Consider the following 24236-nt stretch of genomic DNA (forward strand, 5'->3'; position numbering starts at 1 on the left):
GAATATGTATATTGGAAGCCATACTTTAATGAAAAGATATGATGAATGTTTATTGAAACACGGTTATACAATTGAACAATTGGTTGATAAAGCAAGTGATTGTTTGTTGAAACATATCCATGGTGAATCATTTAGTATTGTTTGTGGGCCAGGTAATAATGGTGCAGATGGGCTTTCTCTGGCTATTAAACTTTATCAACAGAAAAAGAATGTACAAGTTTTTATATTTGAAAACACGAATCATCTTTCAAAAGCCAATGCTTATTATTTGCAGAAATGTTATGATTTGTCTCTTCCTGTTTATTTATTTCAGCAGGATAATTTAGAAGAATTGATTAGTTATATGACGGCTTGTGATACAATTGTTGATGCAATATTTGGCTTTGGGTTGAATAGCTCACCACGAGGTATTTATCAAAGTGTTATTGAAAGTATTAATCAACTCTATGATCAGGAAGTCATTGCTGTAGATATTCCTACTGGTCTTCAATGTGATTCAGGAAAACCATATCAAAGCGTCATTTATGCAACTTCAACAATTACTTTGAGTGCTATGAAAAATGGATTTCTTAATCCTGATAGCTACTTTTTTACGGGAAAAGTTATTGTTGAAAAACTAGATGTTGATGATGTGAGTGAAGAAGCTGGATTGTATCAGATGGCAGATGATAAAATGATGTTTCCGCTTTTAAAAGAAAGAATTTTTGATGGATATAAAGGCACATATGGACATACTTGTCTTATTACAGGATGCATGGAATATAAAGGAGCAGCTTTGTTAAGTGCAAAAGGTTGTGTTTATAGTGGTAGTGGAATTACGACAGTTATGAGTGATCAGGAAGTTATACATGCATTAACTCAATTCTGCCCTGAAGCAACTGCGGTTTTAAGGCCTCCTATTTTACAGAAAGAAGATTTCCTTCGATATGATGCTATATTAATTGGATGTGGACTAGGTCAAAGCTTAGATAGTTATCGTTATGTTATTGATGTTTTAGAAAAAACAAAACAACCTCTCGTTATAGATGGTGATGCTTTAACGATTTTATCAGCACATACTGATTTATTAAAACAGCAAAATCGAGATATTATTTTGACTCCACATTTAGGTGAATTTCAGCGTTTATGTCCATTCGACAGTCAGGATGATATGTTATTGGTTGCTCAAGATTTTGCAAAAGAGCATCATGTTGTTTTGGTGTTAAAAGGACCTTATACCATAGTGACAAATGGTCAGGAATCATATCGTATTCGTGCAGGAAATAAAGCTATGGCAACTGGAGGAATGGGCGATGTCTTAGCTGGAATAATTACAAGTCTTGTAGGACAAGGTTATCCTGCCTTACAGGCTGCAATGTTGGGTGTTTTCATACATGGATATACCGGTGATCTTTTAGCTAAAGAAGCCTATACTGTGATTCCGTCAAAGTTAATTGAATTTATTCCAAAAGCTATGAATAATATGATAAAAAGTAACCCGGAGGTTACTTCATAGAAATTAATGTAATATTGCGATGAGGACTTTTATTTCTTCGATAGGAGAAAAAGAGGTCCTCATTTTCAATTGTACAGTATGGAGAAATGGTTATATTTTTTTGCGGCACTTGAAGATTAAGCAATTGTTGTTGAATTAAACCTTTACTATTCAATAAATAAGCTCCATCTTCTTTTTGAATATAAAAATCATGTGTATCAAAAGACATTTGTTTAACCAAATCAATAATATCATCTTTTGCTTCAAAATTTCTTTGTTCAATGGATGGTCCAATATAGGCATAAATCATTTGAGGATTACAATTTTCATGAGTTATTAAATGTTTTGTGACTTTTCCAACTATTTCATTTACGGTTCCTTTCCATCCACTATGAATAGCGGCAACAATTTTCTGATCTCTGCAATATAATAAAACAGGACAGCAATCAGCATGAAAAGACCACAGCCATAAATGGCGATCACGTGTATATAAAGCATCATAATTGTCAAATGCATCCTCTTGACTCCACATACCTCTACCTCCATCTTGAAGTTGAACTTTTAAAAAGTTTGTGGTATGTCGTTGATGTGTTGCAACCATATGATTTAAATCAGTATGCAAAATTTGAGCTAATTTTTCTCGATTCTTTAAAACCTGTTGATCATCAATACCATTGAAACTCATATTCATGAGCTCTCCGTTACAATAACTGCATGTTGTATAAGCTTCAATTTCATGAAAACAATCCCATTTGATGAATTTCATTATAAAACTCCTTTCATTTGCCCTACCTCTTTTAAAAATATAACATACATTAAAGTGAAGGAGGGATTAATTATGTTTCAACAATCTTGTGGTTGTCAAAATATGAATTCATGTTCATGTCAAGGACAACAAATGAATTTTGGAAGTGTCAATGGTTGTCCACGTCCACAACCTTTAGTAGCTCCTAGAAGAGTTTGTGTGACAAATCAAATTACACCTGTTGCTCAGCCTGTGATTTGTCCAATTGAATGTCGTCGTGTCAACCATTGCATGTATTATCCAGTATTTTATCCTGTTTATGAGCAAACATTTGTCAATGCTCCAAATATGAACTCTATGAATTCACCTTTCTCATATCGTTAAAAATAGTTTCATCAGGATCAATGTAAATCGTTGAGTAATGTGAAAGTATCACTTGTCCCGGTTTAGCACCCTGTGGCTTTTTTAGCGTTTTAACCAAGGTATAATTGACAGGAACTGAAGAACTGTGTTTACCTTTGGAAAAGTAAGCAGCTATTTGACTTGCTAAACGAATGGTATATTCATCTAGATTCTGACTATGCACAATGACATGGCTTCCAGGCATGTCCTTGACATGAAACCACATATCATTTTTAGAAGCCATCTTAAAGGTAAGATAATCGTTTTGCAGGTTATTCTTACCTACATAGATTTGTATATTGTCTTTAGTAAGATATTGTTCAATATGCAATTTTTTTGGTCGATGCACCTGTTTGGTTTTTTTCTTTTTCAAATAACCTAAATTTTCTAATTCTTCTTTCATTTCTAATGCATCATAATAGGAAGCATTTTCCATCAGTGTGATAAGACTATCAAAATAAAGAATTTCATTTTCGACAATATCTATCTGTTCTTGAAGATGTGTTAAAGCTTTTTTTGCTTTTTGGTATTTTGCATAATACTTATTTGCATTTGTTTTACCATCATATCTTTCATCTAAAGCGATAGTCATCATACTACCATCATAATAATTTTCAACAGTGACTTCTTTTTGTCCTTTAGAAATCAGATGGAGATTAGCAAATAAAAGATCACCTTTAATACGTAAATCATCACTGTTTTGTGATTCAAAAAGAGTTTGTTTTAATTTATTAAGTTTATTGATGTTTCTTTGATATTCATTTTGAATAAATTTTGCTAAATCTGAAGTCTGTTGCTTGATACGATCTTTTTCATCAATTAAATCATAGTGTTTATCTAAACCATCAAATAAAGGATAAATTTCTCCGTTACACTGTAGATGCGTTAAAGGAATAATATGAAAATATTCCTTATCTTGATATTTGTGGATATAGATATTTTGTGAGTGATGTAATAATTGAATAATGTCTTGAAAAGTTTCTCCATGATGGATACGATAAAGAACTTCTTTTGAGAGTTCAGGAGAAAACCCTTGATAAGTTTTTGTCAGATTATCTGTTTCCATCCATTCACTTGTAAAAGGATTTTTCTTTTCAATTAAAGGGGGTTGATTATAAGTTGCTCCTGGCTGTAAAATACGAGCACTCATAGCGGGAGAAACACGTTTTAAACAATCAATGATTTTATTGTTGTCATATGTCAAGATTGCATTAGAATGTTTACCCATGATTTCTAGATAGAGATGATATTTAACAGTATCTTTGAGCTCATTTACACCAATCAGTTCAATATCTACAATACGATCAAGTTGAATCTGAGAAATTTTTTCAATATAAGCTCCTTCCAGATGCTTTCTCAAAAGCATTGTTAAAGCATTAGGGCTGGCTGGAGTTGGATAAGATAATTGAGTTAATTGAATTCTTGCATATACAGGATGTATTGAAATCAATAATTTGAAATTTTCTCTTTGTGAACGAATATGAAATAAAAGTTCATATTGAGAAATTTGATAGATTTTATTAATTTTTCCTCGTGTTAATTGATTTTGTAGTTGTTCTACAACACGAGATAGCATAATTCCGTCATAAGCCATATTTCATCACCGATAAATAGTATAACATATTTCAAAAAGAATTGACATTAATGTTTCATTCATGTAACATTGTTTCAAAAGGTGGTGGAGAGATTGAAAAAGGGGCTTTTAATCATTCTAAGTGGTCCAAGTGGTGTTGGGAAAGGAACAGTTCGTCAGGAACTTTTTAAAGATGAGAGTTTAAATTTAGCTTATTCTATATCTATGACAACAAGAAAACCTCGTCCAACTGAAAAAGAGGGAATTGATTATTTCTTTGTGAGTGAAGAAGAATTCAAAGAGAAAATTGAAAAAGGTGAATTGCTTGAATATGCTCAGTTTGTTGGAAACTATTATGGGACACCTCAATTTTATGTTGATCAGTTATTAAGTGAAGGGAAAAACGTTGTATTGGAAATTGAAGTTCAGGGTGCTTTGCAGGTGATGGCAAAATGTCCTCATGCTTTAACCATTTTCTTAGTACCCCCATCACTTGAAGAATTGGAACGTCGTATTCGTGGGCGTCGTACTGAAGAAGAAAGTATCGTTCAAGAAAGACTTGCAAAAGCAAGAAAAGAAATTGCAACAAAAGACGAATACAAGTATGTTGTTGAAAATGACGATGTTGTTGCTGCAAAAGAAAAAATTGCTAAAATTATTAAAGAAAATTTATAAAGCACCTTATGGTGTTTTTTTATTTGAGAAAAGAATTGACATGGGTTTCATTTTTATGACATGATATATTTAAGAATGTTTAGGAGGTATCTTATGAAAAAGAATCAGTGTTGTCCTAAGTGTCAAAGTCAGGATATTCTTTATGTTCCAGCTAAAGGGGTTTTCAGACGTAATGCTTATCAGGATATTGTTGTTGATGATCGTAAGCTAAAGGTTGAACAATATATTTGTAAAAAATGTGGTTATGTGGAAACATATGTCCATGATGATGATCTCAAAAAGATGGAGGAACTGTAAATTATGGATATCTGGGAAAAAATGTATTTGAAAGCTAAGGAACAATATCAACCTCATGAAGTTTCACCATTTATTTATGCACATCATGTTGTTTGTGCTTTGGAAAGTGAAAATGGTGAAATATATACTGGATTTTGTATAGAAAGCTGTAGTGGAGTGTTAGATTTATGTGCTGAAAGAGTTGCAGCATTGAATATGTATATGCAAAGTCAACAGACTATTGTGAAAAGAATGATTGCTTTTCGTGATCGTCCTCCATATGGAGGCGGGAGTGGGATGCCTTGTGGAGCTTGTCGTGAGTTTTTTATGCAATTGAATGAAAAAAATCAGGATATGGAAATTATGGTCGATTTTGATACGAGAGAAACTGTGACTTTAAAGGAACTTTTGCCTTTATGGTGGGGAGAAGAGAGATATCAAAATGAAAATCAATAGGACAGTCATGAAGACTGTCCTTTATAAATGAAAAAGGTCTTGGAATTATTTTAAAAAAAGTAAATTTATGATAGAATAGTGCAATAGGCAGGTGAGGATATGTATATTGTCAAAGTGTTAGTTGAACATCCTGTACATGCACTGGATACAACATTTGATTATTTGAGTGAAAAATCATTGCTTGTAGGTGTACGTGTATGGATTCGTTTTGGTTATCAAAAAATTATTGGTTATGTTGAAAATGTTGAAGAAACACATTTTTCAAAATCAGAGTTAGAACAACGTGCTGGTTTTCGCTATCAATATATTTTAGATGTTATTGATGAAGAACCGTTATTAAATGAAGAGTTACAGACATTGGCTAATCAGTTATCACGTATGACATTATCCCCACGTATATCATGTTTGCAGGCGATGTTGCCAACGCAATTAAAACCGAGTACTCACCAAACAGTAGGTATCAAAACACAACAGGTTGTTCACCTAGTTGAAGGAACTTATGCCAAAACAATCAAACAACAGGAATGTATGGCTTTTTTACAAGAACATCCAGATATTCCTGTTAAGGATATTCCATACAGTCGAGCTTTGCTTGATAATTTAAAAAAACAAGGATGTATTGAAATTGTTGAAAAAGAAGTTTATCGTCAGCCATTTTCAATTGAACATCAATCAAAACATATTCAATTAACAACACAGCAACAAAAAGTTGTGGATGGGATTTTGGCTCATCAAGGGAGAGTTGCTTTATTACACGGTGTTACAGGATCTGGGAAAACAGAAGTTTATTTAGCTTTAGCTGCTCATTATATTCAACAAAATAAGTCTGTTATGATGCTGGTTCCAGAAATTTCATTAACGCCTATGATGGTAGAAGTTTTTAGACAACGCTTTGGCAATCAGGTTGCGATTTTGCATTCCCGTTTATCACAAGGTGAAAAATATGATGAGTATCGTCGCATCAAACGCCAGGAAGTTAAAATAGTTGTGGGCGCCAGATCTGCTGTCTTTGCGCCATTAGAAAATATAGGCATAATTATTCTAGATGAAGAGCATGATGCCAGCTATAAACAGGAAGCAAAACCACGTTATTTAACCTCACAAATTGCTAAAATGCGTGCAAAAACGCATCATGCCGGTGTTGTTTTGGGAAGTGCAACTCCATCTTTGGAAAGTTATGCCAGAGCTTTAAAAGGGGTTTATGATTTATATGAATTACCTGAGCGTATTAATCAAAAACCATTACCACAAGTAGAAATAGTGGATATGATTCAAGAAACACGTCAGCGTAATTATTCATTATTTTCCAGAAAAATGAAACAAAGTATTCAACAGACAATTGATAAAGGTGAACAGGTTATTTTGTTATTAAATAAAAGAGGTTATGCTTCTTATGTACAATGTCAGGATTGTGGAGAAGTATTAAAATGCCCGCACTGTGATGTCACTTTAACTGATCATCGCAGTGAGCATAAATTAAAATGTCATTATTGTGAATATATGATAGATTATCCTCATGTTTGTCCTCGCTGTGGTTCAAATCATTTAAAGAGTGTAGGTTATGGAACGCAGAAAATTGAAGAAGAAATAGAAAAAAGCTTTAGTGGGGCTAAAGTGATTCGTTATGATGTGGATACAACCCGTCAAAAAAATGGGCATTTGAAATTGCTTGAAAGGTTTAGAAATAAGGAAGGAAATATTTTATTGGGTACACAAATGATTGCGAAAGGATTGGATTTTGAAGATGTCACATTTGTTGGTGTTTTAAATGCTGATTTGAGTTTGAATATTCCAGATTTTCGTGCCAGTGAAAGAACTTTTCAGCTTTTGTGTCAGGTATCTGGTCGAAGTGGAAGAGGGCAAAAACAAGGACATGTTATTATTCAAACATATAATCCAGAACATTATGCCATTACTTGTGCTGCCAAACATGATTATATTGCTTTCTTTCACCAGGAAATGCAATATCGTCAAAAAGCCAAATATCCGCCATATTGCCATATGGTCAGCATTTTGATTCAATCGCCTCATGAGGAACTTATACATAGTGTTGCGATAGATGTTAAAAATTATTTATTGGTACATAGTCAACAAACCGTTATTTTAGGTCCTGCTAGAAGTGCAATCTATAAAATGCAGGATATTTATCGAGAACGTATACTTGTTAAATTTTTACATTCACAAGATATTTATGAAGCTTTATGCGTTATGAATGATTATTATAATAAACAACAGAAAGGAAAGGTAAGGATCGTTTGTGATTTTAATCCATACTCACAAATATAATTATGGAAAGACAGATAGCATTAGAAATATTATTAAAATTTAAACAAGATAAAAGTTATTTAAATCTAACCATTAATGCCTATTTTAATCGTTATGATTTAACACGACAACAAAAAGATTTTATCACAAGAGTTGTTTATGGAACAGTTCAAAATATGTTGTTATTGGAATATATATTAAAGCCACATCTTCATATGCGTGTTAAAACATATGAAAAGATGCTTTTACTGATGAGTCTTTATCAGCATGAAATGATGGATTCTATTCCAGATTATGCTATTATTAATGAAGCTGTAGAATTAGCCAAAAAGAAAAAAGGAATGAAAACTGCACGTTTTATCCATGCTATTTTACAAAAGACTTTTCAATCATCTTATCAATTGGATGATTTGCCACCATTAGAAAGAATATCCATTGAAACAAGTCATCCATTATGGCTGGTAAAAATGTTTGATAAACAATATGGCTATGAAGAAACAAAACGTATTTGTTATGCTTTTTTAGAAGTGCCTCATCATTGTGCGAGAGTGAATACACTGCTTACTTCAAAAGAGGCTTTGTTGAAAGATTCAAAGTGGCAAGAAGCAAAACTGTCACCTGATGGTCTTTATTATTCAGGACATCATATTGCTTCTGATGAAGCTTTCATAAAGGGGTATGTGACAATCCAGGATGAATCTAGTCAACTTGTAGCCAGGTTATTGAATCCTCAAGCAAGTGATTATGTTTTAGATATGTGCTGTGCGCCTGGCAGCAAGACAACGCATTTAGCGATGCTTATGAATAATCAGGGATCAATTGAAGCTTATGATTTATATGCGCATAAAATAGATTTGGTTCAACAGCAAATACAACGCCTTAAAGTTAAAAATGTGCATACACATGAAGGTGACTCTACTTTGCTTAAAGATGTGTATCCAGCTGAGTCTTTTGATAAAATTCTATGTGATGCACCATGTAGTGGATTGGGAGTTCTTGCCAGAAAACCTGAAATTAAGTATCATGAGAGTTCGGCAATGGATGAAATGATAGCTATACAAGAAAAATTATTAGAAAATGCATATTTTTTATTGAAAAAAGGTGGTAATATTGTATATAGTACATGTACACTCAATAAAAAAGAAAATGAAAAACAAATAGAAAAATTCATGACAAAGTATCCTGATATGAAGAAAAGAAAAGAATTAACAATTTTACCATATCAGTATCATAGTGATGGTTTTTATATGTGTCTATTAGAAAAGGAATGAAAATATGAAATCAATTTATGATTATACACAAGAACAGATGATTGAAGAATTTAAAGAACTTGGAGAAAAGAAATTTAGAGCAACACAAGTCTTTGAGTGGCTATATCGTCAAAATGTACAATCGTTTGAACAGATGAATAACTTATCATTAGATTTAAGAGAAAAATTATCTCAAATCTATCAGATTGGACCAATGAAAATTGAAACAAAACAGGTTTCTCAAGATGGAACAATTAAATATCTTCTTCAACTGGAAGATGGAGGTTTTATTGAAACGGTATTAATGGTTCATGATTATGGAAGAAGTTTATGTGTCACAAGTCAGTTGGGATGCAATATGGGATGCCGTTTTTGTGCCAGTGGTTTACTCAAAAAACAAAGAAACCTGACTGCTGGAGAAATGGTCAATCAAGTACTGACAGTTATGCAAGATACACAGGAAAGAATCAGTCATGTCGTTGTCATGGGAACGGGAGAACCTTTTGATAACTATGATGCTGTCATGGATTTTGTTCGTATTATTAATCATCCTAAAGGTTTGGCTATTGGTGCTAGACATATCACAATTTCTACTTGTGGTTTATGTCATCAGATTGAACGTTATGCCAGTGAAGGAATTCAAACCAATTTAGCTATTTCTTTACATGCACCAAATAATGAAATTAGGGATCAATTAATGCCCATCAATAAGCGTTATCCAATGGAACAGTTACGACAATCTATTGAAAATTATATTCAACAGACGAATCGTCGTGTGACTTTTGAATATATTCTTTTAAAGGGAGTTAATGATGAATTAAAACATGCCAGACAGTTAGCTCATTACATCAGAGGGCTTAATGCCTATGTCAATTTAATTCCTTATAATGCTGTTGATGAACATGGATATCAACAGTCAGATAGAGAAACTGTTGAGGCATTTAAAAGTGAGTTATTGCGTCTAAAAATGAATGTAACTTTACGTAAAGAACATGGACGTGATATAGATGGGGCATGTGGGCAACTGCGTGCCATGAAGGTAGGTGAACAACATGCAAGTCATCATGAAAAGTGATATTGGACGCATGAGAAAAGTGAATCAGGATTATGTCCGTTGCTATCAAAAAAGTGATCATGAATGTTTGGTTGTTTTATGTGATGGAATGGGTGGACATAACGCAGGTGAAATTGCTTCACAAATGGCTTGCGATGATATTATTGAAAATTATCAGCAACAAGAGTCTTTAACTGATACAAGTCAAATTCATGATTGGATTTTATCAGCTATTCAACATGCTCATATGATTGTTGAATCAAAAAGCCATGAATCTCAAGAATTTGAAGGTATGGGAACAACAATAGTTCTTGTTTTATGTATTCATGACAATATTTATATTTCTCATGTTGGTGATTCGAGAGTTTATTGGGTTACTGATGAATTTATTCAATTAACAAGGGATGATACTTTGGTGAATGTTCTTGTTGATTCGGGGACAATTTCACAAGCTGAAGCAAGATTTCATCCTCAAAAGAATATCTTATTACAGGCTGTAGGAGTCAGTGATTCATTGAATCCTTCTTTTCTTGAAAAACAAATCAATGATGGGTTTTTATTGGTCTGTTCAGATGGGTTATATAATTCACTGAGTGATGAACAGATGATGAATATTTTGCATGCTCAGGAAGATATTGAAACGAGGGCTAGTCAGTTGATGGATGCTGCCAATACATATGGTGGGCAAGACAATATCAGTTTTGCACTTATTTTGACAAAAGGAGTTGTTAATTTATGAGTTCAATCAATAAAACGATTGCTGGACGTTATCAATTGAAAAGATTAATTGGACAAGGTGGAATGGCTGATGTTTATGAGGCTGAAGATTTAATTTTAAAAAGAACAGTGGCTGTTAAAATTATGCGTTCATCATTAACAGGGGATCCAGTTTATGTGACACGTTTTCATCGTGAAGCCAGTGCGGCTGCGGCTTTGTCACATAAAAATATTGTTGAAATTTATGATGTTGGTGATGAAAAAGATGACTATTATATTGTCATGGAATATGTACCAGGTCAAACTTTAAAAGAATTGATTCATAAACGTGGTGCTTTACATTACGTAGAAGCTGTTGATGTTATGAAGCAGGTTGTTAGTGCTACTGCTAAAGCACATTCTATTGGTATTATACATCGTGATTTAAAACCTCAAAATATTATGGTTACTGATAGTGGGGTTGTCAAAATTGGTGATTTTGGAATTGCATCTATTCAATCATTATCACAGGTGACACAAACAGATACAATTATGGGTTCTTTACATTACTTGGCACCTGAAATTGCCCGTGGAGAGAAAGCAACTGCACAAAGTGATATTTATGCTTTAGGGATTGTCTTTTATGAGTTGCTTCGTGGTGAAGTTCCATTTAATGGGGAATCTCCAGTTAATATTGCTTTAAAACATATGCGTGATGAAATTCCTTCTGTTTGTGCTTTTAATCCATCTATCCCTCAATCGGTTGAAAATATTATTATTAAGGCAACTGCTAAAAATATAAAAGATCGTTATGCAAGTGCTTCTGAAATGTTGGAAGATTTGAATCATTGTTTGGAAGCAGCCCATATCAATGATGAAAAAATAACATTTGATTATGAGGAAGATGATGAATTAGCAACAATTGTTGCTGAAGATAAAGACTTTTTTACACAGTCACAGACACATTTACCAATTGAAGAAGAAACAGAAGAAGAAACAAAACGTTCACATAAAAAGATGCTGATGATTATTGGTGGTAGTGTTGTCGCAGCATTAGCAATTTTAATTGCAGTCTATTTTCTGCTTTTACGACCTTCACAATCATTTGAAATGCCTGATGTAGTGAATTTGACAGAAGCTGAAGCTATCACTTTGTTAGAAGATAGAGGCTTGGAAGTTAAAGGTCATGTCACTTATGAATTGAGTGATGATGTTGAAGAAGGAAAAGTGATTGAAAGTGATCCTCTTGCAAAAGCAAATGTTAAAAAAGGTGATGAGGTTCATTTGGTTGTTTCTTCTGGACAATATATCGTCATTGAAGATTATGTCGGTAAAGATTATGCTACTATTGCAGATCAACTTGAGGAATTAGGCTTTAAAGTCAATAAAGAAGATAGAATTGATGAAGCTTCAAAAGGAACTATTTTAGAACAATCTTTGGATGCAGGAGAGAAAATTGATCCAAATAGTGACAATAAAACAATAACATTGACAGTTTCACAAGGATATAGTGCTGAGGTTCCAAATGTTTATGGTCAAGATATTCAAAAAGCTAAAAGTATTTTGACAGAAGCAGGATTTACTGTAGAGTTAAGTGTATTAGAACCACCAACATCAGTCGAAGAGATTAAAACTATGAAAATCAATGTTGTAGAAGAACAGTCACTTGATGCTTTTACAACAGTTTATAAAAAAGGTGAAAAAATTGTTTTGTATTATTATGATAAAAAACCAGAAATTCCTGAAACTCCTGAAACTCCTGCAGAAAACGAAAATAATAATACAACGACACCAAGTACTGACACTCCGTCTTCTTCACAAGTAACAGGAACAAATCAGATAACAGGACAACAATGAGGTAGAGAAAAACAATGCAAAAAGGACAGATTATTAAAGCTTTGGCAGGATTCTATTATGTCAAGTCACAGGGACAAGTTTATCAATGTCGTGCCCGTGGAAAATTTAGAAAAGATTCTTTAAAACCATTGGTTGGAGATTATTGTGAATTCTCTATTGAAAATCAAAATGAAGGATATATTTTATCCCTGTTACCAAGAAAGAACAGTCTTATTCGACCTCCAATCTGTAACGTTGATCAGGCTTTACTTGTTTTTTCTGCTAAAGAACCAGATATGAATTTATTACTGTTAGATCGTTTTTTGATTTTAATTGAACATCTTCAGATTCAACCAATTATTTGTATATCAAAAATGGATCTTGTGGATTCAAGTTTGATATATCATCAAATGAAACCTTATGAAGATGCAGGATATCAGGTTCTATATGTGAGTTCTAAACAAGAACAAGGGATAGAGGCTGTTAAGAATATTTTTAAAGATAAAGTAACAGTTGTTACTGGACAAAGTGGTGTTGGAAAATCAAGTTTATTAAATGCTTTGGATATTCATTTGCAGATTGATACAAATGAAATTTCAAAAGCTTTAGGACGTGGAAAACATACAACCAGACATGTTGAACTTATTGAGATGTATGGTGGTTATGTTGCAGATACACCAGGTTTTTCATCGTTGGAATTAAATATTGAACCAGTGGATCTGGCTATAAGTTATCATGATTTTCATGAACTTTCTAAACAATGCAAGTTTAGAGGATGTTTACATGAAAGTGAACCACATTGTGCAGTGAAAAATGCTGTTGAACAAGGGAAAATATCATCTCAAAGATATGAACATTATTTAATGTTTTTAAAAGAAAGCAAGTTATTGAAGGAGAAAAAATATGGTTAAAGTTGCACCGTCAGTTTTATCAGCTAATTTTGCTGAGCTCAAGAAAGATTTGGATTCTATTCGTGAATGTGGAGCAGACTGGATTCATTATGATGTAATGGATGGACATTTTGTTCCTAATATTTCATTTGGTTATAGTATTTTAAATGATATTGCAAAAGTGAGTGATTTATATCTTGATGTTCATTTAATGATTGAAAAACCAATGCAATATGTAGATGCATTTATAAAATCACATGCTTCATTAATAACAGCGCATATTGAGGCTTTTCATCACGAACAGGAAGTGAAAACATTTATACAGTATGTTCATGATCAAGGCGTACATGTAGGACTAAGTGTAAAGCCAAACACACCGATTTCATCAATTCAACAATATTTAGATGATCTTGATTTGGTATTAGTTATGAGTGTTGAGCCTGGATTTGGCGGACAAACGTTTCAAGAGCAGGCGCTTTCTAAGATACATGAACTTTGTCAGTTAAAACAGAATCGTCATTATTTGATTGAAGTGGATGGTGGCATTAATGCTACGACAGGTCAATTATGTCGAGAAGCAGGTGTGGATGTGCTGGTTGCTGGAAGTTATGTTTTTAATGCTGAAAATAGAAAGGAAGCTATTGATTCTTTAAAATGAAAATAGGCATTTATAGTGGAATCAATGTTGGATCTGTGAAAGATTCAACAATTGAATATATTGGTGTCGATCAGGGTGTTTATCATTTATACCAGCAGGGAATTACACCTGTGATAGCTATTGGAGATATGGATTCTATTGAAAATGAGCAGATTCTTCAAGATATCAATATTCAGCGTTATTCGAGTATTAAAGATGACACAGATACTGCATTGGCAATACAATATGCTATTCAAAAGGGTTATGATGCCATAGATTTATATGGTGTGACACATCGCCGTATTGATCATTTTATGGCAGTACTATGTTTGTTAGAAAAATATCAGGATATCTCTATCACGATCTATGATGAATGGAACAAGATATTTGTTTTAAAACCAGGTCAACATTATCTTGCTAAAGATCAATATCATTATTTTTCTATATTTGCTTTTGATGAGAGCGTCGTGACATTAAAAGATTGTCATTATCCATTGGATCATTACATCTTAAAAAGAAATGATCCTCTGTGTGTATCCAATCAAATGAATGAAGAATATGCGATTGTGGAAAATTCACGACCTGTACTCTGTATTCAATCAATATCATAATGGAAAGGAGGAATAAGAATGTATCAGATAGTTTCAGATGGTTCATGTGATTTAGATCAGTCATTGATGAATCAGTTTCATATTCATGTTGTTCCATTTTATATAACAACGGATAATGAACACTATCAAAAAGAAAAAGAAGATTTAGAAGTGCATGAATTTTATCAATTTATGGTTGATCATAAAGATGTTTTTCCTAAAACTTCTATGCCTTCTATTGAAGATTATATAAAAACTTTTACACCTATCCTGGAAAATCAGGAAGATATTATATGTATATGTATTACGACTAAATTTTCTGGTTCCTATAACAGTGCTATGAATGCGAAAATGATGTTAGATGAAAAATATCCTGAACGTCAAATTACGATTATTGATGCTACTGTGAATACTGTTTTACAAGGTTTACTGGTTATTGAGGCTGCCCAAATGAAAGAGGCTGGCTATCAATATGACGAAGTGATTCAAAAAATTGAAAATATCAAATCGTCAGGACGTATTTTCTTTACAGTTGGAAATTTTGAATATCTCATTCATGGTGGACGAATTGGTAAAGTTGCTGGAGTTGCAGCGAAAACATTAGGAATTAGACCTTTAATTGTACTTCATGATGGTGAAATATTTGCAATGGGTGTTACACGTGGACGTGAAAAATCTAAAAAGAAAGTTCTTGACCATACTGTAAAATATTTTAAAGATAACCAGCTTTCACCAAATGATTATCGTTTTTGTGTTGGGTATGGCTATGATCAACAAGAAGGAGAAAAGTTTAAAGAAAGCTTGCAAGAGGTGATGTTACAAGCTTATCCAGACTTCCATGAACCTATTTTAATTCAACAAATTGGCGCTACAATTGGTGTGCATACGGGACCATATCCAATTGGTGTGGGTATTTTAAAAAAATATGATCTTTAGGAGAATCCTAAAGATTTTTTATTATTAAAAATACCACGTGTTATACGCGTGGTAAAAGAATTAAGCTTAGCACGTTGAAAGTAAAAAGCCTCCAATGATACAATGAATTTAGCCTGGCAGCTAAGAAACAAAAGAATCAAAGGAGGTTAGTCTATGAAAGACATAAATAGTTTATCACATACATCATATAGATGAAAATATCATATAGTTATCGTACCAAAATATAGAAGGCTCATCATATATAATAAATTAAGAAGAGATATCATAGAGATATTGATACTGTTGATTAACAGATTCAAGGATGTAGAACTTATAGAGGGGCAAGTATGTTCTGACCATATACATATGTTACTTGAAATTCCACCAAAATATTCTATATCGGAATTTATGGGGCAGTTGAAGTCAAAGTCTACACTGATGATATTTGATTTGAATAAGTCAGGTTATTCATTATAAAAACAGTATTTGAATTTTAATAAACATTTTAGCACTTCGGGGTTGACAGTGCTAAAAAACATGGTATACTATAATTAGCACTTGGATATAATGAGTGCTAAAGGAGTGATGAAGATGAATATAGAAAAATGGACAACAGCTATGCAGGAAGCTATGCAAAAAGCCATGCAACAGACTTTAGGAATGTCTTGTCAGGTTGTTGATGTTGAAGATTTTTTATTAGCATTATTGGAAGATACAAGTGGTATTTTATATCGTGTGCTATCAAAAGCAAATGTCAATATTCAACAGTTAGAAACATTTTTAAGAAATAAACAACAACAAAAACCAAGAGTCAATGGTGTTGATGAAAGTCAATTAAGAATATCATATGATTTGAATCAATTGTTGATAAAAGCTCAAAAAGTGATGAGTGATTATAAAGATGAATATACAAGTGTTGAACATTTGATTATGGCAATGTTTGAAGTGCAATCAACATTTATTCAAGATTTGATTCGACAATATCATTTAAATAAAAAAGAATTAGAAAAGATTATTCAGGAAATGCGAGGTGGAAATATGGTTAATAATCCACAACCAGAAAATCAATATGAAGTTTTAACAAAATATGGTAGAGATCTTATTCAAGATGTTAAGGATGGAAAATTAGATCCTGTTATTGGTCGTGATGAAGAAATTAGACGTGTTATTCAAATCTTATCACGTAAAACAAAAAATAATCCTATTTTGATAGGTGAACCAGGTGTTGGAAAGACTGCTATTGTTGAAGGATTGGCATGGCGTATTTTTAAAAATGACGTGCCTGTCAGCTTACAAAATAAGACTCTTTATGAACTTGATTTAGGAGCTTTGGTAGCAGGTGCTAAATATCGTGGTGAATTTGAAGAAAGATTAAAAGCTGTATTAAATGAAATTAAAAAATCTGAAGGAAATATCATTTTATTCATTGATGAGATTCATCAGCTTGTTGGAGCCGGAAAAACAGATGGTGCTATGGATGCAGCTAACTTATTAAAACCAATGTTAGCACGTGGTGAACTTCACTGTATTGGAGCAACAACGCTAGATGAGTATCGTATGTACATTGAAAAAGATGCTGCTTTAGAAAGACGTTTCCAAAAAGTTCAAGTTGATGAACCAGATAGTGACGATACAATTGCGATTTTACGTGGTTTAAAAGATAGCTTTGAATCTCATCATGGTGTACAGATTACAGATAGTGCCATTGTGGCAGCTGTGAATATGAGTGAACGTTATATTACTGATCGTTTCTTGCCAGATAAGGCTATTGATTTGATTGATGAAGCATGTGCATCTGTACGTATGGAAATTGATTCTTTACCAGAAGAATTAGATGTTATCACAAGAGAAAAAAATCGTTTGGAAATGGAACGTATTTCTATTGAAAAAGAAGATAAAAATGCAGATAATGAAAAACGTCTAGATGAAATTAAGAGTCGTATTGCTTCATTAGATGAACAAGTAACAGGTTTAACAGATAAATGGAAAGAAGAAAAGAAAGCTTTAGATCATATTAAAGAATTAAAAGATCAAAAGGTGAGATATGAAGCCCTTAAAGATAAATATGAAACTGAAGGTAATTTAGAAGAAGCTTCAAAAATCAAGTATGAAACATTACCCCGTATTAATAAAGAAATTGCTGATTATCAATCACAAGAGTCTGATGATGCTTTATTACAGGAAAAAGTAACAGTTGATACAGTCAGTGAAGTTATTGCTAGATGGACAGGTATTCCTATTCATAAATTGATGGAATCTGAAAGAGAAAAATTATTACATCTTGATGATACTTTAAGAAAAAGAGTTATTGGACAGGATGAAGCGATTGAAAAGATCTGTGATGCTATTTTAAGATCACGTGCTGGAATCAATGATGAAAACCGTCCAATTGGTTCATTTATGTTCCTTGGGCCAACTGGAGTAGGAAAAACAGAAGTCGCAAAGAGTTTAGCAGAACAATTATTCGATAGTGAAAAGAATATTGTACGTATTGACATGAGTGAATATATGGAGAAGTTTAGTGTTTCTCGTTTATTAGGTGCTCCTCCAGGTTATGTTGGATATGAAGAAGGTGGCCAATTAACAGAAGCTGTTAGACGTGCGCCTTATAGTATTGTTTTATTGGATGAAATTGAAAAAGCACATCCTGAAGTCTTTAATGTTTTGCTTCAAGTCTTAGATGATGGTCGTATTACTGATTCTAAAGGCAATGTTGTTAGCTTCAAAAATACAATCATTATTATGACATCTAATATTGGCTCACAATATTTATTACAAGGTAATAATGAAGAAACAAGACATGAAGTTGAAATGGAATTAAAAACTCATTTTAAACCAGAATTCTTGAATCGTATTGATGAAATTGTCATGTTTAATTCATTAGATAATCAAGTTGTTTATAAGATTATTGATAAATTTATTGCTCAGCTTTCTAAACGTCTAGAACAACAAAATATATCAGTTCAAGTGAGTGAAGGGGCTAAAGAAGAAATCGCAAGAGAAGGTTTTGATCCTACTTTTGGAGCGAGACCACTTAAACGTTTCATTCAGGGACATATTGAAACTTTAGTTGCTAAAGAAATGATTAAAGGTTCTATTCAAAAAGATGATAACATTACGATTGATTATCAAAATCAACAATTTATGATTAGAAAGTCATAAGAGTGAGAAGGTTAGTAGAGGATTGACTTTACTAATCTTTTTTTCTTTTTATATTCAACAAAATGTGATAGAATAGCCAAAGGAGGAAGTTATGCAAAGATATTTTATAGATGCTCAAAATATAGAGGGATCATTTATACATATTGACCCTTATAATCATAAACATATGCAACGTGTCATGCGATATCATCAAGGTGATCGAGTGATTTGTATTTTACCAGATCATCATGTTTATATATATGAAATTATAGATATTGAAAAAGGAATACTTCAACAAAAAGAAGAGCTCATAGAAAATAATGAACTGGATGTTGAAGTGACTTTAATCTATGGCTTACCTAAAAATGATAAATTTGAATGGGTTCTTCAAAAAGCTACGGAATTAGGCGTTCATAGAATTGTTCCTTTTCTATCACAAAGAAGTATTATTAAAACGGATGAAAAATCCTTTGAAAAGAAAAGAGAACGTTATACTCGTATTTTAAAAGAGGCAAGTGAACAATCTTGTCGTCAGACAATACCTGAGTTGACTTCACTTATGAAAATATCACAATTAGAGAAATATTTAGGCGATGTCAATTTAGTTGCCTATGAAGAAGAAAGCAGAAATGGTGAAAAATCACTTTTAGCAAAAACGCTCCAAAAAGATTATCAGACTATAACAATTATTGTAGGACCTGAAGGTGGTTTTGATGAAAGTGAAATTCAAAAGATGAAAGAGCTAGGTGTTCAGGCCTGCTCGTTAGGAAAAAGAATTTTACGTAGCGAAACAGCCCCGTTATATATGTTAAGTGTTATTGGATTTAGTAGGGAGTTGATGTCATCATGGGATTTATAGAAAGTTTAAATAAAATAGGGGTGGAAATTCCTCTTGCTAAAACACAATTATATCAAGAAATAGAAAGTCATCGTTCTTTTTTTGAAAAGATGGGCTTATCTTCAAAGATCAAGACTGATTTTGATTTGTTTTCATATGAAATTATATATCGTGGTTTATTAACGCAAAATCAGATTGAAAATATTTATGAGGGATTTTTAAATCAACATTATGATTTATTGGATTATTTAAATTATGATGAAAAACAAAAGATGTTTAATAATGATATTGCTGGAGTTTTAGAAACGGCTCCTCATTTCCAGGATTTACAGAGTCAAGTCATGATTTATATTCCTTATTTAGAACCATTTGTCAATCAGCGTTATACTCATGATTATCAAATGTTGCTATTAAAACAACATCGTGAATATATACAAAATTTTAAAGTGAATCTTCATACACCAATTGATATGTATGGTTATTCTATCTTTCGTACAGGTTTTTCTTCTTTGGAGAATGTATACGAAGATCAAAGACATATTTGCTTTTATTTTGATCCGCTTAAAACCATTTATATCTTTAAAAAAGATAATCATGAATTTTTGAATAAAGTTATCATTCAAGACGATAAAGCTCAATGTGAAGTTCGTATTAAAGATATTCAAAAGATTGCATATGATATTGAAAATTATTTGTATCTAGATTGTTTAGAAACATTGAAGGATTTAGAATATATTTCTTTAAAGAATTATAAAAAAATTATAAAAAAATATAAATAGAAAGGATTTTTATGAAAAAAGTTGCGTTTTTAACATTGGGTTGTAAAGTGAATACTTATGAATCAGAAGCAATGCTGAAGCTTTTTTGTGATGCAGGATATGAAAGTGTAGAATTTAAAGAACAGGCAGATGTTTATGTCATTAATACATGTACTGTTACAAACACTGGAGATTCTAAATCTCGTCAGATGATTCGTAAAGCTATTCGTCAAAATCCTCAAGCTACAGTATGTGTAGTGGGATGTTATAGTCAGGTTGCAAGCCAAGAAGTTGCAAAAATTGAAGGTGTTGGTGTTGTTTTAGGAACTCAGTTTAGAAATCGAATTGTGGAATTTGTTGAAGAATACCAAAAAACACATCAGACTGTTATTCATGTTGCTGATGTTATGAAATTATCTCGTTTTGAAGATCTGGATATTGATGAATTTACGAAAAACACAAGAGCCTTTTTGAAAATTCAGGATGGATGTAATAATTTTTGTACATATTGCATTATCCCATACGCGAGAGGGCGTATTCGTTCGAGAGATAAGGAGAGCGTTTTAAAACAGGCTCAAAAATTAGTTGATCATGGTTTTGTAGAAATTGTTCTGACAGGAATTCATACTGCTGGATATGGACAAGATTTTGATAATTACAGCTTTTATGACTTATTGGTAGATTTAACAACAAAAGTGAAAGGTTTAAAGCGATTAAGAATTTCTTCAATTGAAATGAGTCAAATCACTCATGAAATTATAGATCTGATTGCTACATCACCTATTATCGTTGATCATCTTCATATTCCTATTCAGTCTGGATGCGATAAAATCTTGAAAAAAATGAATCGTCATTATACGACTGATGAATTTGCATCAAAGATGAAAGAATTAAAAGAAAAATTACCAACCTTGTCTATAACAACTGATGTTATTGTTGGTTTTCCTGGTGAAACTGATGAAGATTTTGAATCCACATATCAGTGGATTAAAGACATGCATTTTAACCAATTACATGTTTTCCCATATTCACCTCGTCAAGGGACACCGGCTGCCAAAATGAAAGATCAGGTAGATGGAAATGTTAAACATCAAAGAGTGAAAGCGTTGATGGATTTATCGCATCAGCTCCTTCATGAGTTTGCCAGCCAACAGATTGGACAGACTTTGAATGTTTTAATTGAAGAAGCTGATGGGGATTATATGATTGGTCATGCTTCTAATTATTTGAAAGTTAAAACGAAGTTACCATTGGATTCAGTAGGACATATCTATCCTGTTTTTATTGAGGAATGTCAAGATACAGAATTGATAGGAAGTGTTGTGAGTGAAGAAAATTAATGAATTATTTGATGTTGAAGAAGATTTTAAGATTCGTTCCATTCATAGTGATTCACGCTATGTAGGAAGAGATTCTATTTTCTTTTGTATTGATGGTTTAAGTGTAGATGGACATAAATATATTGAAGATGCTATATTTCAAGGGGCAAAATGCATTGTTTACTCTAAACCTTTAACATTTAAGCATAAGGATATTTTATATATCAAGGTTGATAATGTTTTAGATGAACTGAACAGAGTTGCTGATTTATTTTATGATCATCCTAGTTATAAAATGACGGTGATTGGTATAACTGGTTCAAGTGGAAAAACAATTGTTGCCTTGATGATTAAAAATGCTTTATCACAATTTTTAAAAATGGGATATATTGGGACAAATAATATTGAATATGCAGGTATTATTGAACAGTGCCCATATACAACACCAGAAACTATTTTTTTACAAAGACATTTAAATGATATGGTGAAAAAAGATGTCAAAGGTGTAACATTAGAAGTATCAAGTCATGGTTTGGCTTTGAAAAGAGTTGATAGTGTTCATTTTGATATTGCTGTTTTTACAAATGTTTATGAAGAACATTTGGATTTTCATGGGACGATGGAAAATCTGATGGCTTCTAAAGCTAAGCTTTTTTCCTTGTTAGATGAAAAAGGTTATGCTATTTTAAATACAGATGAAGTTCGCTTTTACACTCTTGTCAAAGACTCTATTAAAAGTCATGTTCTGACTTATGGTATTGAACATAGAGCAGACGTCATGGCTAGAAATATAGAGTTATTTATTGATCATAGTGAATTTGATTTACAGGTTCATGATGAATTACATCATGTCTCAGTTCCTGTTTTAGCTCGTTTTAATATATCGAATATTCTGGCTGTTGTAACATCTTTATTAGCGCTAGAAATGCCGATTATGCAAATTATTGATATGATTGAACATATTCAAGGTGTTGATGGACGTATGGAATTATTAAGTCATCCATATCCTTTCCATGTTATTGTGGACTATTGTCAACATGCGAAAAGTTATGAAAAAGTATTTCAGTTTGCTCAACAAGTGAAGAAAAACGGAAGAATTATTGCTGTTTTTGGAGCACCAGGAAAGAAGAATTATAATAAAAGGCAAAAAATAGGGAAATTAGCGAATCAATACTGTGATCAGGTTATTTTGACGGCTGAAGATAATCGAGATGAAGATATTCAGGATATCTGCTTAGATATTCAAAAATATATTGAAAAACCTGTAAGTGTTATTATTGAAGATCGTCGCATTGCTATTGAACAGGCAATTGAAATTGCAAATCGTGATGATATTATTTTGATTCTAGGGAAAGGACATGAACAATTTATGGCTTCTGCAATTGGAAATGATCCTTATCCTGGAGATAAATATGTTGCTTTAGAGGCAATTCATAAAATCTTTAAAGGAGAAGAAGATGATGGAAAAGAAATGGAACAAATTTATTGATCACACATTATTAAAAGCGAATGCAACAAAAGATGAAATTACGCATTTGTGTGATGAAGCAAAACAATATGATTTTGCTTCAGTATGTGTTAATCCAGTATGGGTATCTTATTGTGCAAAATACTTAGCAGATTGCGATGTGAAAATCTGTACAGTTATTGGATTTCCACTAGGAGCTAATACTTCAGAAGTGAAAGCATTTGAAGCAAAAAATGCTATTGAAAATGGTAGTGATGAAATTGATATGGTTATTAATATTGGGGCGTTAAAAGCTGGTGATATTGAAACTGTATATAAAGATATTCAGGCTGTTGTTGATGCCAGTCAGGGACGTTGTGTAAAAGTGATTATTGAAACTTGTTTATTAACTGATGAAGAAAAAGTTTTAGCTTGTCAACAGGCTATGAAAGCAAAGGCAACTTTTGTCAAAACATCAACAGGATTCTCAACTGGAGGAGCCACTGTTCATGATGTTGCATTGATGAAACAGACAGTTGGTGAACAATGCGAAGTCAAAGCAAGTGGTGGAGTGAAAACTTATCAGGATATGCAAGATATGATTGATGCTGGAGCAACACGAATTGGAACTTCATCAGGAGTTTTGTTGATGAAACAGCAATAAATGAAAAAAATGAAAATATCAAGTGGGAATTATATAAAAAAACTTGATTTTCTGTTATTATCAATGTATAATAACGCATGTATTTGGTATTAGTAAAGGGGGGAAGTTCAATATGGCAAAAACTGTAGTAAGAGAAAATGAATCATTAGATGATGCATTACGTCGTTTCAAAAGACAAGTTTCTAGAACAGGTACCCTTGCAGAAGCTCGTAAAAGAGAATTTTATGTTAAGCCTGGTTTAAAACGTAAAATGAAATCAGAAGCTGCTAGAAAAAATAAAGGTAAACAAAGATAAGAAGAACTTTTGGTTCTTCTTTTTTGTTTTGTATCATATA

23 protein-coding genes and 1 pseudogene are annotated in these 24236 nt (G+C 32.4%); 22 read left to right on the top strand and 2 right to left on the bottom strand.

The window, feature by feature from the left end; genetic code table 11:
- Positions 1-4 precede the first annotated feature (4 nt).
- The gene (locus tag E0K96_RS00115) at positions 5-1495 is read left to right on the top strand and encodes an NAD(P)H-hydrate dehydratase (RefSeq protein WP_168080280.1); all 1491 of its coding nucleotides are present in this window, start codon (positions 5-7) and stop codon (positions 1493-1495) included.
- On the opposite strand, the gene pgeF is transcribed toward E0K96_RS00115, so the two are convergent.
- Positions 1485-2240: a peptidoglycan editing factor PgeF gene (pgeF, locus tag E0K96_RS00120; protein WP_168080282.1), complete on the bottom strand. Its 756-nt coding sequence runs from the start codon at positions 2238-2240 to the stop codon at positions 1485-1487. The genes E0K96_RS00115 and pgeF overlap by 11 nt on opposite strands.
- 72 nt (positions 2241-2312) lie before the next feature.
- Between pgeF and E0K96_RS00125 the strand changes: the two genes are divergently transcribed.
- Entirely contained in the window at positions 2313-2603 is a 291-nt protein-coding gene (locus E0K96_RS00125; RefSeq protein ID WP_168080284.1) for a hypothetical protein, read from the top strand.
- On the opposite strand, the gene E0K96_RS00130 is transcribed toward E0K96_RS00125, so the two are convergent.
- Positions 2575-4215 carry an Rqc2 family fibronectin-binding protein gene (locus E0K96_RS00130; RefSeq protein WP_168080286.1) on the bottom strand — a complete coding sequence of 547 codons (1641 nt, stop codon included), beginning with the start codon at positions 4213-4215 and terminating at the stop codon, positions 2575-2577. The two genes, E0K96_RS00125 and E0K96_RS00130, sit on opposite strands and share 29 nt — an antisense overlap.
- Before the next feature lie 93 nt (positions 4216-4308).
- Between E0K96_RS00130 and gmk the strand changes: the two genes are divergently transcribed.
- The 20 genes and pseudogenes from gmk to rpsU all read left to right on the top strand — a co-directional run bounded on the left by gmk (position 4309) and on the right by rpsU (position 24196).
- Complete coding sequence (gene gmk, locus E0K96_RS00135; protein WP_087245196.1) at positions 4309-4869, top strand: guanylate kinase; 561 nt, start codon at positions 4309-4311, stop codon at positions 4867-4869.
- 93 nt (positions 4870-4962) lie between these two features.
- Entirely contained in the window at positions 4963-5166 is a 204-nt protein-coding gene (locus E0K96_RS00140) for a hypothetical protein (protein ID WP_087304142.1), read from the top strand.
- A 3-nt stretch (positions 5167-5169) separates the two neighbouring features.
- Entirely contained in the window at positions 5170-5601 is a 432-nt protein-coding gene (locus E0K96_RS00145; protein ID WP_168080288.1) for a cytidine deaminase family protein, read from the top strand.
- A gap of 99 nt (positions 5602-5700) precedes the next feature.
- Positions 5701-7887, top strand: a complete 2187-nt coding sequence (priA, locus tag E0K96_RS00150) for a replication restart helicase PriA (RefSeq protein ID WP_168080290.1) — start codon at positions 5701-5703, stop codon at positions 7885-7887.
- Between the two features lie 2 nt (positions 7888-7889).
- On the top strand, positions 7890-9137 hold the full coding sequence (gene rsmB, locus E0K96_RS00155) for a 16S rRNA (cytosine(967)-C(5))-methyltransferase RsmB (protein ID WP_168080292.1): 1248 nt from the start codon (positions 7890-7892) through the stop codon (positions 9135-9137).
- A 4-nt stretch (positions 9138-9141) separates the two neighbouring features.
- On the top strand, positions 9142-10191 hold the full coding sequence (rlmN, locus tag E0K96_RS00160) for a dual-specificity RNA methyltransferase RlmN (protein ID WP_168080294.1): 1050 nt from the start codon (positions 9142-9144) through the stop codon (positions 10189-10191).
- Positions 10169-10909, top strand: a complete 741-nt coding sequence (locus E0K96_RS00165; protein ID WP_087245208.1) for a Stp1/IreP family PP2C-type Ser/Thr phosphatase — start codon at positions 10169-10171, stop codon at positions 10907-10909. Before rlmN ends, E0K96_RS00165 begins: the two co-directional genes overlap by 23 nt.
- Positions 10906-12723, top strand: coding sequence for a Stk1 family PASTA domain-containing Ser/Thr kinase (gene pknB / locus E0K96_RS00170; protein WP_168080296.1), 1818 nt, complete (start codon positions 10906-10908; stop codon positions 12721-12723). The genes E0K96_RS00165 and pknB overlap by 4 nt, the downstream gene beginning before the upstream one ends.
- A 14-nt stretch (positions 12724-12737) precedes the next feature.
- Positions 12738-13613: a ribosome small subunit-dependent GTPase A gene (gene rsgA / locus E0K96_RS00175; RefSeq protein ID WP_168080298.1), complete on the top strand. Its 876-nt coding sequence runs from the start codon at positions 12738-12740 to the stop codon at positions 13611-13613.
- Positions 13606-14250 carry a ribulose-phosphate 3-epimerase gene (rpe, locus tag E0K96_RS00180; RefSeq protein WP_087304150.1) on the top strand — a complete coding sequence of 215 codons (645 nt, stop codon included), beginning with the start codon at positions 13606-13608 and terminating at the stop codon, positions 14248-14250. The genes rsgA and rpe overlap by 8 nt, the downstream gene beginning before the upstream one ends.
- Positions 14247-14840 carry a thiamine diphosphokinase gene (locus E0K96_RS00185; RefSeq protein WP_087245216.1) on the top strand — a complete coding sequence of 198 codons (594 nt, stop codon included), beginning with the start codon at positions 14247-14249 and terminating at the stop codon, positions 14838-14840. Before rpe ends, E0K96_RS00185 begins: the two co-directional genes overlap by 4 nt.
- Positions 14841-14858: 18 nt before the next feature.
- Positions 14859-15755: a DegV family protein gene (locus E0K96_RS00190; protein WP_168080300.1), complete on the top strand. Its 897-nt coding sequence runs from the start codon at positions 14859-14861 to the stop codon at positions 15753-15755.
- Between the two features lie 204 nt (positions 15756-15959).
- A pseudogene (gene tnpA, locus E0K96_RS00195) lies at positions 15960-16184 on the top strand (IS200/IS605 family transposase); the annotation flags it as partial.
- A gap of 141 nt (positions 16185-16325) precedes the next feature.
- On the top strand, positions 16326-18896 hold the full coding sequence (locus tag E0K96_RS00200; RefSeq protein WP_168080302.1) for an ATP-dependent Clp protease ATP-binding subunit: 2571 nt from the start codon (positions 16326-16328) through the stop codon (positions 18894-18896).
- A 91-nt stretch (positions 18897-18987) separates the two neighbouring features.
- A complete protein-coding gene (locus E0K96_RS00205) occupies positions 18988-19734 on the top strand; it encodes an RsmE family RNA methyltransferase (RefSeq protein ID WP_168080304.1) in 747 nt (248 codons plus the stop codon).
- Positions 19722-20492, top strand: a complete 771-nt coding sequence (locus E0K96_RS00210; RefSeq protein WP_168080306.1) for a hypothetical protein — start codon at positions 19722-19724, stop codon at positions 20490-20492. The genes E0K96_RS00205 and E0K96_RS00210 overlap by 13 nt, the downstream gene beginning before the upstream one ends.
- Before the next feature lie 11 nt (positions 20493-20503).
- On the top strand, positions 20504-21811 hold the full coding sequence (gene mtaB / locus E0K96_RS00215) for a tRNA (N(6)-L-threonylcarbamoyladenosine(37)-C(2))-methylthiotransferase MtaB (RefSeq protein WP_168080308.1): 1308 nt from the start codon (positions 20504-20506) through the stop codon (positions 21809-21811).
- Positions 21798-23279 (top strand): UDP-N-acetylmuramoyl-L-alanyl-D-glutamate--2,6-diaminopimelate ligase, encoded by a 1482-nt coding sequence (locus tag E0K96_RS00220; RefSeq protein ID WP_087245926.1) that lies wholly within the window; start codon positions 21798-21800, stop codon positions 23277-23279. Before mtaB ends, E0K96_RS00220 begins: the two co-directional genes overlap by 14 nt.
- On the top strand, positions 23251-23901 hold the full coding sequence (deoC, locus tag E0K96_RS00225; protein WP_168080310.1) for a deoxyribose-phosphate aldolase: 651 nt from the start codon (positions 23251-23253) through the stop codon (positions 23899-23901). The genes E0K96_RS00220 and deoC overlap by 29 nt, the downstream gene beginning before the upstream one ends.
- A 112-nt stretch (positions 23902-24013) precedes the next feature.
- The gene (gene rpsU / locus E0K96_RS00230) at positions 24014-24196 is read left to right on the top strand and encodes a 30S ribosomal protein S21 (RefSeq protein WP_087245930.1); all 183 of its coding nucleotides are present in this window, start codon (positions 24014-24016) and stop codon (positions 24194-24196) included.
- Positions 24197-24236 lie beyond the last annotated feature (40 nt).

The organism is Massilimicrobiota sp. SW1139 (genome assembly GCF_012027715.1).
Taxonomy (GTDB): Bacteria; Bacillota_I; Bacilli_A; order Erysipelotrichales; family Coprobacillaceae; genus Allocoprobacillus; species Allocoprobacillus merdigallinarum.

Bases quoted from the DNA above. Each gene is read 5' to 3' on its own strand.
- deoC (WP_168080310.1), top strand. From the start codon at position 23,251: ATGGAAAAGAAATGGAACAAATTTATTGATCACACATTATTAAAAGCG.
- rsgA (WP_168080298.1), top strand. From the start codon at position 12,738: ATGCAAAAAGGACAGATTATTAAAGCTTTGGCAGGATTCTATTATGTC.
- rpe (WP_087304150.1), top strand. From the start codon at position 13,606: ATGGTTAAAGTTGCACCGTCAGTTTTATCAGCTAATTTTGCTGAGCTC.
- E0K96_RS00200 (WP_168080302.1), top strand. From the start codon at position 16,326: ATGAATATAGAAAAATGGACAACAGCTATGCAGGAAGCTATGCAAAAA.
- E0K96_RS00145 (WP_168080288.1), top strand. From the start codon at position 5,170: ATGGATATCTGGGAAAAAATGTATTTGAAAGCTAAGGAACAATATCAA.
- pgeF (WP_168080282.1), bottom strand. From the start codon at position 2,240: ATGAAATTCATCAAATGGGATTGTTTTCATGAAATTGAAGCTTATACA.
- E0K96_RS00125 (WP_168080284.1), top strand. From the start codon at position 2,313: ATGTTTCAACAATCTTGTGGTTGTCAAAATATGAATTCATGTTCATGT.
- E0K96_RS00205 (WP_168080304.1), top strand. From the start codon at position 18,988: ATGCAAAGATATTTTATAGATGCTCAAAATATAGAGGGATCATTTATA.
- pknB (WP_168080296.1), top strand. From the start codon at position 10,906: ATGAGTTCAATCAATAAAACGATTGCTGGACGTTATCAATTGAAAAGA.
- rlmN (WP_168080294.1), top strand. From the start codon at position 9,142: ATGAAATCAATTTATGATTATACACAAGAACAGATGATTGAAGAATTT.
- priA (WP_168080290.1), top strand. From the start codon at position 5,701: ATGTATATTGTCAAAGTGTTAGTTGAACATCCTGTACATGCACTGGAT.
- rpsU (WP_087245930.1), top strand. From the start codon at position 24,014: ATGGCAAAAACTGTAGTAAGAGAAAATGAATCATTAGATGATGCATTA.
- E0K96_RS00185 (WP_087245216.1), top strand. From the start codon at position 14,247: ATGAAAATAGGCATTTATAGTGGAATCAATGTTGGATCTGTGAAAGAT.
- E0K96_RS00190 (WP_168080300.1), top strand. From the start codon at position 14,859: ATGTATCAGATAGTTTCAGATGGTTCATGTGATTTAGATCAGTCATTG.
- E0K96_RS00140 (WP_087304142.1), top strand. From the start codon at position 4,963: ATGAAAAAGAATCAGTGTTGTCCTAAGTGTCAAAGTCAGGATATTCTT.
- rsmB (WP_168080292.1), top strand. From the start codon at position 7,890: ATGGAAAGACAGATAGCATTAGAAATATTATTAAAATTTAAACAAGAT.
- mtaB (WP_168080308.1), top strand. From the start codon at position 20,504: ATGAAAAAAGTTGCGTTTTTAACATTGGGTTGTAAAGTGAATACTTAT.
- E0K96_RS00165 (WP_087245208.1), top strand. From the start codon at position 10,169: ATGCAAGTCATCATGAAAAGTGATATTGGACGCATGAGAAAAGTGAAT.
- E0K96_RS00130 (WP_168080286.1), bottom strand. From the start codon at position 4,215: ATGGCTTATGACGGAATTATGCTATCTCGTGTTGTAGAACAACTACAA.
- E0K96_RS00115 (WP_168080280.1), top strand. From the start codon at position 5: ATGTATATTGGAAGCCATACTTTAATGAAAAGATATGATGAATGTTTA.
- E0K96_RS00210 (WP_168080306.1), top strand. From the start codon at position 19,722: ATGGGATTTATAGAAAGTTTAAATAAAATAGGGGTGGAAATTCCTCTT.